General features: G+C 61.9%; 11 protein-coding genes and 1 pseudogene. All 12 read right to left on the bottom strand.

Annotated features, from left to right (window positions below; all coding sequences use genetic code 11):
• Positions 1–75: 75 nt before the first annotated feature.
• The 12 genes and pseudogenes from ATH90_RS01965 to hutH (ATH90_RS01910) all read right to left on the bottom strand — a co-directional run bounded on the left by ATH90_RS01965 (position 76) and on the right by hutH (ATH90_RS01910) (position 16,017).
• Positions 76–876 (bottom strand): transporter substrate-binding domain-containing protein, encoded by an 801-nt coding sequence (locus ATH90_RS01965; RefSeq protein ID WP_034108806.1) that lies wholly within the window; start codon positions 874–876, stop codon positions 76–78.
• A gap of 193 nt (positions 877–1,069) precedes the next feature.
• Positions 1,070–3,642 (bottom strand): annotated as a pseudogene (gene mdoH, locus ATH90_RS01960) (glucans biosynthesis glucosyltransferase MdoH); the annotation flags it as partial.
• Positions 3,635–5,371 (bottom strand): glucan biosynthesis protein G, encoded by a 1,737-nt coding sequence (locus ATH90_RS01955; protein WP_034109368.1) that lies wholly within the window; start codon positions 5,369–5,371, stop codon positions 3,635–3,637. The gene ATH90_RS01955 and the pseudogene mdoH, both read right to left, overlap by 8 nt.
• Positions 5,372–5,637: 266 nt before the next feature.
• Complete coding sequence (dtd, locus tag ATH90_RS01950; RefSeq protein ID WP_069021292.1) at positions 5,638–6,075, bottom strand: D-aminoacyl-tRNA deacylase; 438 nt, start codon at positions 6,073–6,075, stop codon at positions 5,638–5,640.
• A complete protein-coding gene (gene pip, locus ATH90_RS01945; protein WP_034108800.1) occupies positions 6,072–7,043 on the bottom strand; it encodes a prolyl aminopeptidase in 972 nt (323 codons plus the stop codon). Before pip ends, dtd begins: the two co-directional genes overlap by 4 nt.
• Before the next feature lie 103 nt (positions 7,044–7,146).
• Entirely contained in the window at positions 7,147–8,076 is a 930-nt protein-coding gene (locus ATH90_RS01940; protein ID WP_098465606.1) for an alpha/beta hydrolase, read from the bottom strand.
• A gap of 136 nt (positions 8,077–8,212) precedes the next feature.
• Complete coding sequence (locus tag ATH90_RS01935; protein ID WP_034108796.1) at positions 8,213–9,148, bottom strand: choline ABC transporter substrate-binding protein; 936 nt, start codon at positions 9,146–9,148, stop codon at positions 8,213–8,215.
• Positions 9,149–9,329: 181 nt separating this feature from the next.
• Positions 9,330–10,130, bottom strand: coding sequence for an N-formylglutamate deformylase (gene hutG / locus ATH90_RS01930; RefSeq protein WP_034108794.1), 801 nt, complete (start codon positions 10,128–10,130; stop codon positions 9,330–9,332).
• Positions 10,131–10,142: 12 nt separating this feature from the next.
• Positions 10,143–11,348: an imidazolonepropionase gene (hutI, locus tag ATH90_RS01925; RefSeq protein ID WP_034108792.1), complete on the bottom strand. Its 1,206-nt coding sequence runs from the start codon at positions 11,346–11,348 to the stop codon at positions 10,143–10,145.
• Between the two features lie 15 nt (positions 11,349–11,363).
• Positions 11,364–12,773: an amino acid permease gene (locus ATH90_RS01920; protein WP_034108790.1), complete on the bottom strand. Its 1,410-nt coding sequence runs from the start codon at positions 12,771–12,773 to the stop codon at positions 11,364–11,366.
• Positions 12,774–12,933: 160 nt separating this feature from the next.
• A complete protein-coding gene (hutH, locus tag ATH90_RS01915) occupies positions 12,934–14,472 on the bottom strand; it encodes a histidine ammonia-lyase (protein WP_098465605.1) in 1,539 nt (512 codons plus the stop codon).
• A 36-nt stretch (positions 14,473–14,508) separates the two neighbouring features.
• On the bottom strand, positions 14,509–16,017 hold the full coding sequence (gene hutH / locus ATH90_RS01910; RefSeq protein ID WP_098467637.1) for a histidine ammonia-lyase: 1,509 nt from the start codon (positions 16,015–16,017) through the stop codon (positions 14,509–14,511).
• Positions 16,018–16,084: the final 67 nt, after the last annotated feature.

Raw genomic sequence — 16,084 nt, 5'->3', positions numbered from 1 at the left:
GCGACAAAGCACAGCTTTAGACGCTTTCCAATGGGTGGCAGCCGCAACGGATTGATGTGTAAGCAGTTATGACTTTCAGTCGATTTCCATCAACCAGGCGGTGTCCTTAAACCACTTGTCGTGCAGGCGATCATAGGTCCCGTCCTGGGCCACTTGATTGAGGAAATGGTTGATCCAGTTGAGGCTGTCGAAATCTCCTTTTTTGACCCCAAATGCCAGGGGTTCGAAGGTGAAGGGTTGCTCCAGCGCCAGCAATGAGCTGTTTTCCGCACGGCCCAGGGCGATGAGGTTATAAGGCGCGTCATGAATAAAGGCATCGGCCGCACCTGTCACCACTTGGCGCACCCCTTCCTCCGGCGTTGCAAAGCTATTGATCCGGGCCGCGCCCAGAAAACGCCTGGCCGCCGCTTCGCCCGTGGTGCCTTCGGTGGTGGCTATCCGGTAACTGGCATCATCCAGGTCTTCAATGCTGCTGACCTTGCCCAGGTGCCTGGGATGCAACAACACCGACTGGCCAACCACGATGAACGAGTCGCTGAAATTCAGCTTCAGGTTGCGCTCCTGCGTGACGGTCATGCCGCTGCCGATCAGGTCGAATTTTTTCGCCAGCAGCCCCGCCACTAACTCGGTGTAGGGGACGGCGACCAATTCAAGCTCCACCCCCAACGCGCGGCTCATGACCTTGAGCAGGTCGATTTCAAAGCCGACGATGCGCCCCTGTCTATCGGTCATTTCAAAAGGTACATAGGTGGGCGTGGTGCCGACTTTGAGTACGCCGCGTCGAACCGCGTCGTCGATCGCGCCGGCCTGTGCCAGGCCCATGTGAATCAATGCGACAGCGCTTATCAACAGCGCAGAACAATAGCCTTTGCTCATGAATACCCCGAAGGCAGGTTAAATTCGGGGCGATGCTAACTCAGTCGCGGGCACGGCAATACGCCTCGGGCAAAGGTCTTTTGTATCGAAATAGTTTATTAAAAACAGGAGGTTAGCGCAGGAAGGAAGTCACAGGAAACGCTGTAGGACCAGCGCTTCGAACGCCCCCGAGGTGAGCCCTCGGGGGCGTCTGAATCAGGCCGGTTGGGCCTGGGACGACAGCGGTTGCAGCGGCAGCAACGGCGCGTGCGGGTCAGCCTTTAGAGAATCCCGCCAAGCCGCGAGCCACTCGGCATGGCCTTCACTCCAGACCTGCTCATGCAAGCGAGCCAGGGCTACCGGGTCACTGAGCAACGCCAGGCGTTCACCGTTGTTGAGGCCGGCAGGACCGACTTTCAACGCATGGCGCACACGTTCGGCACGCAGGTACTCGATCGGTTCTGCCTGCGCGTGACGCGAGGTCGCCAGGGCACAGGCCAGGGCGTTCTGCTGCGGGTCGACTACCGAGCGCACGAAGCCGTCGTTGAGCGCGTGCCAACGGTTTTCGTGGGTGTACTTGTCGGTGGACAGCAACGCTTGCGGCGGATTGTATTCCTCAGGGATCAGGAACAGGCTCTCGTCGCGGGACTTGAGGCCCAGCCCGACACGGCTGGAAATCACCGACACCGGGATCGACAGCATCAGCGAACCGACGATCGGCACCAGCCACCACAGGAAGCTCGGGTTCAACCACACCACCAGCAGCGCCCAGAGGAAGCCCAGCAGGGTTTGCGGACCGTGGCGCTTGACCGCCTCGCTCCATGGGGTGGAGTCGTCATCACGTTGCGGCGAGTTCCAGGTCGCAGCCCAGCCCAGGAACGCGGCGAGCACGAAGCGGGTGTGGAAGATCATCCGCACCGGCGCCAGCAGCATGGAGAACAGCATCTCCAGCAGCATCGACAAGGTCACCTTGAACTTGCCGCCGAACTCTTTCGCGCCCTTGGCCCAGATCAGGATGATGCTCAGCAGCTTAGGCAGGAACAGCAGCACGATGGTGGTCGAGAACAGCGCCACTGCCTTGTCCGGATGCCATTGCGGCCAGAGTGGGTACAACTGGCGTGGCGCCATGAAGTACTGCGGTTCCATCAGGGTGTTCACCGCCAGCAACGCTGTGGACAAGACCAGGAACAGGAACCACAACGGCGCCGACAGGTAGGACATCACACCGGTCAGGAACACCGCGCGGTGCACCGGGTGCATGCCCTTGACCAGGAACAGGCGGAAGTTCATCAGGTTACCGTGGCACCAGCGACGGTCACGCTTGAGTTCATCCAGCAGGTTTGGCGGCAGCTCTTCGTAACTGCCCGGCAGGTCGTAGGCGATCCACACGCCCCAGCCGGCACGGCGCATCAGCGCTGCTTCGACGAAGTCGTGGGACAGGATGGAACCGGCGAACGCGCCTTTGCCCGGCAAGGGTGCCAGGGCACAGTGCTCGATGAACGGCTTCATGCGGATGATCGCGTTGTGACCCCAGTAGTGGGACTCACCCAACTGCCAGAAGTGCAGGCCGGCGGTGAACAGCGGGCCGTAGACGCGGGTTGCGAACTGCTGCATGCGCGCATACAGGGTGTCCATGCCCGACGCACGTGGCGCGGTCTGGATGATCCCGGCATCCGGCGTGGCTTCCATCAAGCGCACCAGGCTGGTCAGGCATTCGCCGCTCATGACGCTGTCAGCGTCGAGCACGACCATGTACTTGTAGTCACCGCCCCAACGACGGCAGAAGTCGTCGAGGTTGCCGCTCTTGCGCTTTACGCGACGGCGACGACGGCGATAGAAGATCTTGCCGAAACCACCGGCTTCGCGGCATACGTCGAGCCAGGCTTGCTGTTCGGCGATGCAGATGTCGGCTTCATTACTGTCGCTGAGCACGAAGAAGTCGAAGCGATCCAGGTCACCCGTGGCAGCGACCGACTCGAACGTCGCGCGCAGGCCGGCAAACACCCGGGGCACGTCTTCGTTGCAGATCGGCATCACCAGCGCGGTGCGGGCATCTTTTGGAATCGGCTCATCACCCGCGCTTTTACCGGAGATGCGGTACTTATCGTGGCCGGTGAGCAGCTCCAGGAAGCCCATCAACGCGGTCCAGAAACCGGCTGACACCCAGCAGAACAAGATCCCGAACATGATCAGGATGCTGGTTTGCAGGGCGTAAGGGAGTACCTGGGTCGCGGTTTGCAGCAGGGTCTGGTTGCGAATCTCGTCGAAGTCGACCAGCGACCAGCCCTGGTACGGCATGATGCCTTTCATGTACCAGCCAGCAACGATGGTCTGGCCGAGCATCAGCACCAGCAGGATGTAACGACGGATCGAACCGACGGTACGCCAGCGGGCGGCCGGCAATACGCGCTCATCCTTCGGCGGTGCAGGTGGGTTGCTGCGCCCGGTGATACGACGCCAGCCGCGCACCAGGATATTGGTGCGCCATGGCTCCGGTACCACGCGAGTACGACGAATTGGCGGCGTGGACTTGAGGCACACGCGGCCCTCGGCGTCGAGCGCCAGCATTTCAGCGTCTTGCAGCTCTTCTGCGGTGCTGAGGGTCAACCGAGTGCCAACCGACGCCTGCGCGGCGTCGCCAGGCGCATCGAACGTCTTCGACGACAAGCGTTCGTGCAACTCGGTGAAGGATGTGCAGCCCGCCAGTTCGGCGCGCTGCTCAGCGGTCATCGGTAGATGCGCCAGGTACTCGGACAGAGTCTCGGGCGTTACTTGAGAATTACTCATCGGCAGGCAACTGATAGCTCCAGGTTTCGGTCAGGACTTGCTCGGTCTTGATCGGCTCCGGTGTGGCTGGGGCAGCTTCTGGCTGCTTGGCTTCCTTGTCTTTCGCGTCTTTCTTGGCCTGTTTCTCGTGTTGCTTGGCCAGGACCTTGTCGGCCTTGAGCACGTGGCTCGAGTCCTGCTCGGGGGCCGGCGGAGGAACGTCCTGCACCAGCGCCGCGCGCATTTCGGTCGGTTTGCCTGCGTCCTTGATCTTCATGCGCAGGGTCAGGCGCCAGCCTTTGGTGTGCTCGTTGTAGCGCACGCTGTTCTCAACCAGTTCGGCGTTGTCGCCGACACTGACCTGGCTGCGAACCGGGGCATCCGTCGGCAGGGCCTTGAGGGACGGGCCCTCGAAGTCCACCAGGTAGGCCACGCTGCCGTCAGGCTGGCGAATCAGGTTGGATTGCTTCACGTCACCGGTGGAACGCAGGGTCTGCTTGACCCAGGCGCTGTCGGTCGGGTGCAGCGACTTCTCGTCCATGGTCCAGTGCAGGCGGTAGGCGACATCCAGTGGCTTGCCGACTTCTGGCAGCTCCGCAGGGCTCCAGAACGCAACGATGTTGTCGTTGGTTTCATCGGCGGTCGGGATTTCTACCAGGTTGACGGTGCCTTTGCCCCAGTCGCCCTCAGGCTCGATCCAGGCGCTTGGGCGCTTGTCGTAGTTGTCGTCCAGGTCTTCGTAGTGGCTGAAGTCGCGACCACGTTGCAGCAGGCCGAAACCACGCGGGTTCTCTACGGTGAAGTTGCTGACCGACAGGTGTTTAGGGTTGTTCAGCGGGCGCCAGATCCATTCGCCATTGCCGGCATGGATCGACAGGCCACTGGAATCGTGAAGCTCACGACGGTAGTTGAGCACCTTGGACGGCTGGTTCGCGCCGAACAGGTACATGCTGGTCAACGGGGCAACGCCCAGCTTGCTGACCTTGTCGCGCAGGAACATCTGGGATTTGACATCGACAATGGTGTCGGTACCCGGACGCAGGATCAGGCGGTAAGCACCGGTCGCGCGTGGCGAGTCCAGCAGGGCAAAGATCACCAGTTGTTTCTCACCCGGTTTCGGACGTTCGATCCAGAACTCGGTGAAACGCGGGAATTCTTCACCAGACGGCAATGCGGTGTCGATCGCCATGCCACGGGCCGACAGGCCATAGGCCTGGCCCTTGCCGACCACGCGGAAGTAGCTCGCGCCCAGCATGGTCATGATTTCGTCTTGCTTGTCGGCCTTGTTGATCGGGAATAGCACACGGAAGCCGGCATAACCCAGCTGTTCGGTGGCTTTAGGATCAAACTTCACGTCGCCGAAATCGAAGCGCGTTGGGTCGTACTTGATTTCCTGCACGCTGTCGGCGGTGACTTCGTTGATTTTCACCGGTGTATCGAAGTGCATACCCTGGTGATAGAAGGACAGCTTGAACGGGGTGTTCTGATCGGCCCACTCGGCTTTTTCGTTGCGGAAACGAATCTTCTGGTAGTCCGCGAATTTCATTTCGCGGAATTCGTTCGGCAGATTGCTGCGCGGAGCTTCGTATTTCTGCCCGGCCAGCTCTTTTGCCTTGGCCGACACATCATCCAGACTGAATGCCCACAGTTGACCCGCGCCGAACAGGCAAAACAGGGCCGAGCCCGTCACCAGTGCGTTTCGTAACCGTTTGGCAGACAATTTTGGTGCATTACAGGGACTAACAATCACGAGCAACCCTCGCCGAAAACAGATCAAAAAACCAACGGCCAGCTATCTATATGCCAGGTTGGCGAGCATTGTTCCGACTCCCCTGGGTCAAAATGATTCCCCAATGGCTATCGGACAAGTCTCTACCTAAGTCAAAAATGGACCAAACAACGCTGATCCCCGTAGCGCGCGATTATCTAGTAGCCCGCGAAACAACGCATCAGGGATAACGAAGTATTTGTAGCGAAACCCTGCGTTTTTAGGCATTAAAGTCGTTTTTAATACATTCACGTCTGCAAGAGGAAGGTCACAGGGCCATCATTGACCAAATGCACCTGCATATCGGCGCCAAAACGCCCCGACGACACCTTGCCATGCAATTGTTGCGCTTGTAACAGCAAGTGATCAAATAGCGCCGCTCCCAGGGCCGGTGGGGCCGCCGTGGAGAAGCTCGGCCGCAGCCCGCTCTTGGTGTCTGCTGCCAGGGTGAACTGCGACACCAGCAGCAGACCTCCATCGATATCCTTGAGCGACAGGTTCATCTTGCCTTCGTCGTCGCTGAAGACGCGGTAGTTCAGCAGCTTGTGCAGCAGCTTATCGGCACTTTCGGCGGTATCCGAAGGCTCGACAGCCACCAGCACCAGTAAACCCTGGTCGATGGCCCCGACGATTTCACCCGCTACCTCGACCCGGGCGCCTCGCACCCGTTGCAACAGGCCCTTCATGCTTCTTCAGGTGGTAGGTCGAGCAAGCGGCGTGCCATTTCGCTGGTCGCACGCACCAAGGCATCGGTGATACCGGGTTCGGACGCCGCATGGCCGGCCTCGCGGATCACCTGCAGCTCACTGTTGGGCCACGCCTGATGCAACTCCCACGCGTTATCCAGTGGGCAAATCATATCGTAGCGACCGTGAATGATTACGCCAGGCAGATGCGCGATCTTGTGCATATCGCGGATCAGCTGGTTGGGCTCCAGGAACGAGTTGTTGGTGAAGTAGTGGCACTCGATACGCGCGATGGACAGGGCACGTTGCGGCTCGGAAAAACGCTCCACATGCTGCGGGCTCGGGCACAGGCCCAGCATCCGCCCTTCCCAGCCCGACCACGCCTTGGCCGCGTGCATCTGGGCGATCTGGTCGTTGCCGGTGAGGCGCTTGTGATACGCCGCGATCATGTCGTGGCGCTCTTCCGGTGGGATAGGCGCGATGTAATCCTGCCAGTAGTCCGGGAACAGGCGGCTCGCGCCCTCCTGGTAGAACCAGTGAATGTCCTGTGGGCGCGCCAGGAAAATGCCGCGCACGATCAGGCCATGCACACGCTCCGGATGGGTTTGCGCGTAGGCCAGGGCCAGGGTCGAGCCCCACGAGCCGCCGAACAGCACCCATTTATCGATACCCAGGTGCTCGCGGATGCGCTCAAGGTCGGCGACCAGGTCCCAGGTGGTGTTGTTTTCTAGGCTGGCGCGAGGGGTGGACCGCCCGCAGCCACGCTGGTCAAAGGTGACGATGCGGTAAAGGTTCGGATCGAAATAGCAGCGGCTCTGGGCATCACAACCGGCACCAGGGCCACCATGGATGAATACGACGGGCAAGCCTTCGGGGGTGCCACTTTCATCGACGTACAGCGTGTGGGTGTCATCGACTGCCAGATCGTGCCGGGCGTAGGGTTTGATCTGCGGGTACCAAGTCTGCATTGCGCGCTCCGTAGGGGGTCGGGTTCATCCCTGGGGGGACGTCTTTTATTCTGCCGTCTGGCACTATAAACCCGAATTGTGCAATCAGCATGTCCTTGAGCACTTAGACCTGTGTCAGCCCTTCGCTCCCCAGGTAATTGAACAGGTCATCGTAGAGACGGTCCACCTCCGGCACCTGCCGCCGCGCCCGCAGGCAACCATGGACCAGGCCCTTGCCGGGATACAGCACGGTGGCCACGCCCGCCGCCTGCAGGCGTTCGGCGTAGAGCCTGCCGTCATCGCGCAGCGGGTCGAACTGCGCCACGGCGATGAATGCCTTGGGCAAACCGCTGAAATCCACGGCCAACAGCGGCATGGCATAAGGTGAGGGCTGGTCGCTGCCCCGCAGGTACAGCGCCAGGTAGCAGTCGGTGTCGGCACTGCTGAGCAGCGGCGCGTCCATGCAGTCGCGTCGTGACGGCAGGTCGCAAGGGCCACCCAACCCCGGATAAATCAGCACCTGAGCCCCGGGCAGCGGCTGCCCGTCGTCCCGCAAGCCCAGGCACAACGCCGCGGCCAGGTTGCCGCCTGCGCTGTCGCCAATCACTACCATGCGTCGCAGGTTGATCGCGTGAGGCCCCTGCCCGGCCTGCATGGCTTGCCACACAGTGCGGCAATCCTCATAAGCGGCCGGGAACGGGTGCTCGGGCGCCAGCCGGTAATCGATGGCGATCACCAGTACCTGCAAGGTCGTGGCCAGTTCGAAGCAGATGAAGTCGTGGGAATCCAGCCCGCCGACCACCCAGCCGCCGCCGTGCATATAAAGAAGGCACGGCCACCCATCAGGTGGCGTGGGTGCGGTGGGCAGATAACTGCGCACACGAACGCCCGCCAGGGTGAAGTCCTCGACCTGCAAGCCTGCGGGTTGCGGCGGGGTGAATGCACGGCACATGCGGTCATAGCCTGTGCGCAGCCCAGCCAGCGACGAGTCGTTGCTGGCGAAGGATTCGGTCTTGGCGACGAAGGCGGCGAGCTGGGGAGAAATCGGGTACATGCGCAAATATCCCTGACGATGAACATCCACTGTAGGAGCGGGCTTGCTCGCGAAGGCGGTGTGCCAGTCAAGACATTCACGACTGATAAGCCGCCTTCGCGGGCAAGCCCGCTCCCACATTTGTCCGGTGTTGCCCTCAGGGCTTGAGGCTGGCTTGCACGGCCGCCACGCCATCGCTGCCATCGAACGCTTGAACCCCAGCCAGCCAGCGCTGCAAGTCCTCGGGATGATCACGCAGCCATTGCCTGGCCACAGCCTGCGGCGACTGGCGCTCCATGATCGGCACCATCAACTGGCTTTCCTGAGCGGCGGTGAACGTGAGGTTTTCCAACAGCCGGTTGGCATTGGGGCAGCGCTCGGCAAAGTCCGGCGCGGTCACAGTGGAGACGGTAGCGCGGCCTTCGTCGGGGCCAAACACGTCTTCACTGCCGGTGAGGTAGGCCATTTTCATGTTGATGTTCATCGGGTGCGGGGTCCAGCCGACGAACACCACGAATTCCTTGCGATTCACCGCGCGCTGCACAGCGGCGAGCATTCCTGCCTCACCGGACGCGACCAGTTTGAAGCCGCCCAGGCCGAAGCGGTTGGTGTCGATCATTTTCTGGATATCCGTGTTCGCGCCACTGCCAGGCTCGATCCCATAGATCTTGCCACCCAGTTTGTCCTTGAAGCGGGCGATATCGGCGAAGGTCTTCAAGCCCGCATCGGCCACGTACTGCGGTACGGCCAGGGTGGCCTGCGCGTCGGCCAGGCTCGGGGTGTCAAATACATGGACCTGCTTGGCCGCCAGGAATGGCGCGATGTTGTTATCCATCGCGGGTTTCCAGTAGCCGAGGAAGATATCCAGGCGTTTGTCGCGGATGCCAGCGAAAATAATCTGCTGCACGGCGCTGGTCTGTTTGCTGTCATAGCCCAGGCCATTGAGCAGCACGTCGGCCATGCCGGAGGTGGCGACCACGTCAGTCCAGCTGACCACGCCCATGCGGATATTTTTGCAAGAGGCCGGCTCGGCGGCCATGGCGTTGGCGCCAATCAACAGGGCGCCGGTGAGGGTCAACAACAGTCTTTTCATGGAAGAGGTCTCACTCGGCTGTTTTTATTCCACAACCTTACCCAGTGAAACCCTGGCTCACACGACCTGTGGCGACCGGCAGTTGCACTGCGGCGACTATGAGGGCGCCTTCGCAGGCAAGCCAGCTGTCACATTTGGAATGCATTCCAAGCTGGGCGCTGGCTTGCCTGCGATGGCGACATCAGCCGTAACGCTGCTGCCCCCAGGCCAGCACCCCTTCCAGCAATTGCTTGAGCACCACCCGCGTCGGCTCGGCCAGGTCGGGGCGATAGCGGAATGGCTCTACCTCTTCCATATAAGTGCTCTGGCACAGTTCCAACTGCACAGCATGGATGTCCTGCGCAGGGTCACCGTAATGCCGGGTGATGTGGCCGCCCTTGAAACGTCCGTTGAGTACATGGGTGTACTGCGGATGCCCGGCGCAGATGGCCTCCAACTGGCTGGCCAGCTCCGGATCACACGCGGCGCCGTTGAACGTGCCGAGGTTGAAGTCCGGCAACTTGCCGTCAAACAGGTGCGGGATCACCGAACGGATCGAGTGCGCGTCAAACAGCAAGGCATAACCGAACTCGGCCTTGAGCCGCGCCAGCTCTTCTTGCAGCGCGCGGTGATAGGGCCCCCAGATCTTTTGGAGGTAAGTCACGCGCTCTGCCTGCGAAGGCTCCGCCCCTTCACGGAACAACGGCACACCCTCAAACAGCGTCGCCGGGTAGAGGCCGGTCGTAGCGCCCGCGTACAAAGGCTTGTCGTCGGACGGTCGGTTCAAGTCGATCACAAACCGCGAGTACTCCGCTGCCAGGGTGCTGGCGCCCAGCTCTTCGGCAAAGTCATACAACGTGGGGATGTGCCAGTCGGTGTCCGGCAGGCTTTGCGCCTCGGGGATCAGACCTGCCTCGACAGCAGGCGTGAGGCGCAGGCCGGCGTGAGGCATGCTGATCAGCAGTGGCACGCGGCCTTGTTTGAAGCTCAGAACCTTATCCACAACCCGTACTCCTCAAACAGTGACGTCGACGCCGTGGCGTACGACGCGTTTTTCCAACTCGCCGCCCAGCCAGTAGGCGAGGTCGGCGGGACGATCGATTTGCCAGGCAACAAAATCCGCGACCTTGCCCACTTCCAGCGAGCCATGGGTGTCACCCATGCCTAGCGCAGTGGCGGCATGTTGCGTAGCACCGGCCAGGGCTTCTTCCGGGGTCATGCGAAACAGTGTGCAGGCCATGTTGAGCATCAGGCGCACCGACAAGGCCGGCGAAGTGCCAGGGTTGAGGTCGCTGGCGATGGCGATCTTCACGCCGTGCCTGCGCAGGGCATCCATTGGCGGCAACTGGGTTTCGCGCAGGAAGTAGAAGGCGCCCGGCAGCAAGACCGCAACGGTGCCGGAAGCGGCCATGGCGATGGCATCTTCTTCGGTCATGAACTCCAGGTGGTCCGCCGACAACGCGTGGTAACGCGCGGCCAGGCTGGAGCCGTGCAGTGACGAGAGTTGCTCGGCGTGCAGCTTCACCGGCAAGCCGAGTTGCTGGGCGACTTTGAACACACGCTCTACCTGCTCGGTGGAAAACGCCAGGTACTCGCAGAATGCATCCACCGCGTCCACCAGCCCTTGCGCCGCCAGGGCCGGCAGCATCTCGGCGCAGATGTGGTCGATGTAATCGTCGGCGCGGTCCTTGTACTCCGGCGGCAGCGCGTGGGCCGCCAGGCACGTGGCGCGCACACTGACCGGCAATGCTTCGCCAAGGCGACGCGCCACCCGTAGCATCTTGCGTTCGTTTACCAGGTCCAGCCCGTAGCCGGACTTGATCTCGACCGTGGTCACGCCGTCGCGCAGCAGACTGCGCAGGCGCTTTTCGGCGCTGGCAAACAGTTCATCCTCCGTCGCGGCACGGGTAGCACGCACGGTGCTGGCAATACCGCCGCCCTTGGCCGCGATCTCGGCGTAGCTGACGCCTTCGAGGCGCTGCTCGAACTCGCCGCTGCGGTTGCCGCCAAACACCGTGTGGGTGTGGCAGTCGATCAGCCCGGGTGTGACCCACGTGCCTTGCAGGTCATGCACCTGGGCGTAATCCGCCGTGGGTACCTGGCTGCGGGGGCCGATCCACTCGATGAGCGAACCGGCGGTCACCATGGCGGCATCCTCGATGATCGAGTATTTGCCCTGGGCCATGGTTGCGACGTGGCAGTGTTGCCAAAGCGTTTTCATCAACGCCTCCCTAGATTAACGATGAGACAAGGCCGGGTCGTAGTGGACCCTGGCCGCTTGGCCTGCTGCGGGCTTGACCCACAGCAGGTAGGCAACGACCAGCAGCACGATCCACACGGCCCCGACCAGCAAGGCGGCCTGGGTGTCCGGGAAGTAACCCAGCACACCAAACACGAACAGCATGAAGACAATGGCGGCCGCTGGCGCGTAAGGCCAGAACGGCACCGGGAATTTCAGTTCGGCGACCTGTTCCTTGGTCATCGAGCGGCGCATGGCCACTTGGGTGAACAGGATCATCAGCCACACCCACACGGTGGCGAAGGTCGCAATCGAGGCGATCAGCAGGAACACGTTTTCCGGGATCAGGTAGTTGAGCACCACCCCGCCCAGCAGCGCCGCGCCCATCACCACCACGGTCATCCACGGCACGCCGTGCCTGGACAACTGCGCAAAGCCCTTGGGCGCCTGCCCCTGTTGGGCCAGGCCGTACATCATGCGACCAGCACCGAAGATGTCACTGTTGATGGCCGAGACGGCCGCCGAGATCACCACGATGTTGAGGATGGTCGCCGCCGAGCCGATGCCCAGGTTGCTGAAGATCTGCACGAACGGGCTGCCTTGGCTACCGATCTGCGGCCACGGGTAGATGGCCATCAGCACGAACAGGGTCAGCACGTAGAACAACAGGATACGCAGCGGCACGGCGTTGATCGCCTTGGGGATCACGCGTTGCGGGTCCTTGGCTTCACCCGCGGTGATGCCGATGATTTCAATGCCGCCAAAGGCAAACATCACCACCGCGAACGAGGCGATCAAGCCGCCGATGCCATTGGGCATGAAGCCGCCGTGGGCCCACAAATTGCTGAGGCCGCTGGCCTGGGTGTCACCGGCCGAATGAATGCCGAACAGCATGATGCCGAAGCCGCCGAGGATCATCGCGACGATAGCGCCAACCTTGAGCAGTGACAGCCAGAACTCCATTTCGCCAAACACTTTGACGTTGCACAGGTTCAGGCCACCGATCAAAAACACAATGCCGAGTACCCAGACCCAACGCGCGACCTCGGGAAACCAGAAGCCCATGTAGATGCCGAAGGCGGTGACGTCCGCCAGGCAGACGATGATCATTTCAAACGCGTAGGTCCAACCGAGGATGAACCCGGCCATGGGGCCCAGGTAAGTGCTGGCGTACTGCCCGAAGGAACCGGCCACCGGGTTGTGCACAGCCATTTCGCCAAGGGCGCGCATGACCATGAACACGGCGGCGCCGCCGATCAGGTAGGCCAGCAGCACGGCTGGGCCGGCCATCTGGATAGCAGAGGCAGAGCCATAGAACAGCCCGGTGCCGATCGCGGAACCGAGTGCCATGAAGCGAATATGTCGGGCACTGAGCCCGCGTTTCAATCCTTTCTCTTGCGGGAGCATTTCTCGTCCTTAATTATTTTTATCCTGAGAAAATTCAGAGCTGCGAACGCTCAAATGTGGGAGCTGGCTTGCCTGCGATGGCGGTGTATCAGTCGCAAATTCTTTAACTGACAGCGAGCGATCGCAGGCAAGCCAGCTCCCACATAGGGCGCCGGTGAGCTTAAAGGCTCGGCAGCAGCTTGGCCGGCACCAGCTCATTCAGGCAGCGGCTGGCAAGCAATTCGCTGGCGGCGATGATGTCCGGGGCGAAGAAGCGGTCTTTGTCGTAGAACGCCACTTTGTCGCGCAGGATGCCACGGGCCTTCTCCAGCTTCGGCGAGGTCTTCAGGCCTTCGCGCAGGTCCAGGCCCTGGCAGGCGGCCAGCCATTCAACGGCCAGAATGCCACGGGTGTTCTCGGCCATTTCCCACAAGCGCTTGCCGGCGGCCGGGGCCATGGACACGTGGTCTTCCTGGTTGGCCGAGGTCGGCAGGCTGTCGACGCTGTGGGGATGGGCCAACGCCTTGTTCTCGCTGGCAAGTGCTGCAGCGGTTACCTGGGCGATCATGAAACCGGAGTTCACCCCGCCATTGCCCACCAGGAACGGCGGCAGTTGCGACATATGCTTGTCCATCATCAACGAGATGCGACGCTCACTCAGGGAGCCGATTTCCGCGATGGCCAGGGCCATGTTGTCGGCCGCCATGGCCACCGGCTCGGCGTGGAAGTTACCGCCGGAGATCACGTCACCTTCAGCGGCAAACACCAGTGGGTTATCCGACACGGCGTTGGCTTCGACCACCAGCACGTCTGCGGCCTGGCGGAACTGGGTCAGGCAGGCGCCCATCACTTGTGGCTGGCAACGCAGCGAGTACGGGTCCTGCACTTTGTCGCAGTTCTGGTGCGACTGGGAGACCTGGCTGCTTTCGCCGAGCAAGTCGCGATAAGCCGCCGCCGAATCGATCTGCCCACGCTGGCCGCGTGCCGCATGAATGCGCGCATCGAACGGCGAGCGCGAGCCCAGCACCGCTTCCACGGTGAGGCCGCCACACGCCAAGGCGCCCGCGAACAAATCTTCGCCTTCGAACAGGCCACGCAAGGCATAGGCGGTGGAGACCTGGGTGCCGTTGAGCAGCGCCAGGCCTTCCTTGGCGGCGAGGGTCAGCGGCGTCAGGCCGGCGACTTTCAGCGCCTCGGTGGCTTCCAGCCATTCGCCTTTGTAGCGCGCCTTGCCTTCGCCCAGCAGTACCAGGGACATGTGCGCCAGGGGCGCCAGGTCGCCGGAGGCACCCACGGAACCTTTCAGAGGAATATGCGGGTACACCTCGGCGTTGATCAGCGCGATCAGCGCGTCGATCACCTGGCGGCGAATCCCGGAGAACCCACGGCTCAAGCTGTTGACCTTGAGCACCATGACCAGCCGTACCAGCGCATCGCTGATCGGCTCACCGACGCCAGCGGCGTGGGACAGCACCAGGGAACGCTGGAGGTTTTCCAGGTCTTCGCTGGCGATGCGGGTCGAGGCCAGCAGGCCGAAACCGGTATTGATGCCGTAGGCGGTGCGGTTCTCGGCGAGAATCTGCTCCACGCAGGCAACGCTGGCTTCGATCTGCGCCGTGGCGCTGTCATCCAGACTGAGCATTACCGGCTGCTGGTAGATGGCTCGCAGTTGGGCAAGGCTCAGTTGGCCTGGAATCAGGTTTAGCGCAGTCACATTCATACTCCTTTTGAATAATTCTTTTGAATACATAAGTGTTCAGTGCAAATTCGGTAACGCGGTGTCCTTGACCAGCTTGGCGGCAGCCGCAATGTCCGGCGCCAGCCAACGGTCCTGCTCATAGGCCGGCACCACTTCACGCAGCAAGCGCCAGGCGCGCTCAGTGCCCGCGCCGAAGCGTTGGTCCTTGAGAAACTCGAACGCCTGGGCCGCCAGCAAATACTCAATGGCGAGGATCTGCGTCACATTGCCCAGCACCTGGTGCAGCTTGAGCGCGGCATTGGTGCCCATGCTCAGGTGATCTTCCTGCAGGCCCGAGGTGACGAAGTTGTCGAGCACCGCCGGTTGCGCCAGTTGGCGGTTTTGCCCACACAGCGAGGCAGCGACGTACTGCACGATCATCATCCCGGAGTTGACCCCGGGGTTGCTGACCAGGAACGCCGGCAGGCCGCTGACGTGCGGGTTGATCAGGCGGTCCAGGCGGCGTTCGGCCACCGAACCGATTTCAGCCATGGCAATCGCCAGCATGTCCGCCGCCAGCGCCACGGACTGCCCATGCGGGTTGGCCTGGGACACCACGCGGTAATTGTCCGGGGTGCCGAGCACCAATGGGTTGTCGGTGGCGCTGTTGAGTTCGGTCTCGATCTGACGGGTGGCGTGTTCCACCTGATCACGCGCCGCGCCGTGGATCTGCGGGATCGAGCGGATGCTCAGGGCGTCCTGAGTGCGAATGCCTTTGCTGCTGGCGATCACTTCGCTGCCATCGAGCAAGGCGCGCAGGTTGATACCCACGTGTTGCATGCCAGGGTGTGGCTTGAGTGCGATGATTTCTTCATCGAAGGCATCGATCTGGCCACGCTGGGCTTCGAAACTCATGGCGCCGATCACGTCGGCCCATTGCAGCAAGTGATGCGCATCCGCCAGGGCCAGGCAGCTCAGGCCGGTCATGCACGGCGTGCCGTTGACCAGGCACAAACCGTCCTTGGCGCCGAGCACCACCGGGTGCAAACCTTCAGCTGCCAGGGCTTCTTGCGCCGAAACGACCCGGCCGCGATAGCTCACAGTGCCGACCCCCAGCAAGGCCACGCCAACGTGGGCCATATGGGTGAGGTAACCCACCGAACCCTGGGACGGCACTTGCGGTGTGATGCCGTGATTGAGCAGCGCCAGCAGCGAATGCACCACCTGCGGATGCAGGCCGGATTTGCCGTGGCTGTAATTGATGATCGCGGCGCAGATGATCGCGCGGGTCTGCTCGTCACTCAGCACCGGGCCGACGCCGCAGGCATGGCTAAGCAGGGTATTGCGCGACAGTTGGCTGAGTTGCTCGCCCTTGAGCGACACATTGCACAACGCGCCCAGGCCGGTGTTCACACCATAGGCGCGCTCACCGCTGGTGACGATGCGCTGCACGATGGCCTGGGCATTGTCGATACGTGCCCAGGCCTGGCCAGACAGCTCGAGGACAGCGCCATGACGGGCGACGGCGACTACGTCCTGCCAGCGCAATGGCGTATCGGCGAGGGTGATTTTTGTTGCCTGGGACATCTTCATACCTTCTTTAATTCTCTTGCAGCCTTACTGGCCTCATCGCAGGCAAGCCGGCTCCCACAGG

The sequence above is a fragment of the Pseudomonas lurida genome (assembly GCF_002563895.1).
Classification (GTDB): Bacteria; Pseudomonadota; Gammaproteobacteria; order Pseudomonadales; family Pseudomonadaceae; genus Aquipseudomonas; species Aquipseudomonas lurida.
This window is presented reverse-complemented; position numbering and strand designations above follow the sequence as displayed.

Bases quoted from the DNA above. Each gene is read 5' to 3' on its own strand.
- ATH90_RS01965 (WP_034108806.1), bottom strand. From the start codon at position 876: ATGAGCAAAGGCTATTGTTCTGCGCTGTTGATAAGCGCTGTCGCATTG.
- dtd (WP_069021292.1), bottom strand. From the start codon at position 6,075: ATGAAGGGCCTGTTGCAACGGGTGCGAGGCGCCCGGGTCGAGGTAGCG.
- pip (WP_034108800.1), bottom strand. From the start codon at position 7,043: ATGCAGACTTGGTACCCGCAGATCAAACCCTACGCCCGGCACGATCTG.
- ATH90_RS01940 (WP_098465606.1), bottom strand. From the start codon at position 8,076: ATGTACCCGATTTCTCCCCAGCTCGCCGCCTTCGTCGCCAAGACCGAA.
- ATH90_RS01935 (WP_034108796.1), bottom strand. From the start codon at position 9,148: ATGAAAAGACTGTTGTTGACCCTCACCGGCGCCCTGTTGATTGGCGCC.
- hutI (WP_034108792.1), bottom strand. From the start codon at position 11,348: ATGAAAACGCTTTGGCAACACTGCCACGTCGCAACCATGGCCCAGGGC.
- ATH90_RS01920 (WP_034108790.1), bottom strand. From the start codon at position 12,773: ATGCTCCCGCAAGAGAAAGGATTGAAACGCGGGCTCAGTGCCCGACAT.
- hutH (WP_098465605.1), bottom strand. From the start codon at position 14,472: ATGAATGTGACTGCGCTAAACCTGATTCCAGGCCAACTGAGCCTTGCC.
- hutH (WP_098467637.1), bottom strand. From the start codon at position 16,017: ATGTCCCAGGCAACAAAAATCACCCTCGCCGATACGCCATTGCGCTGG.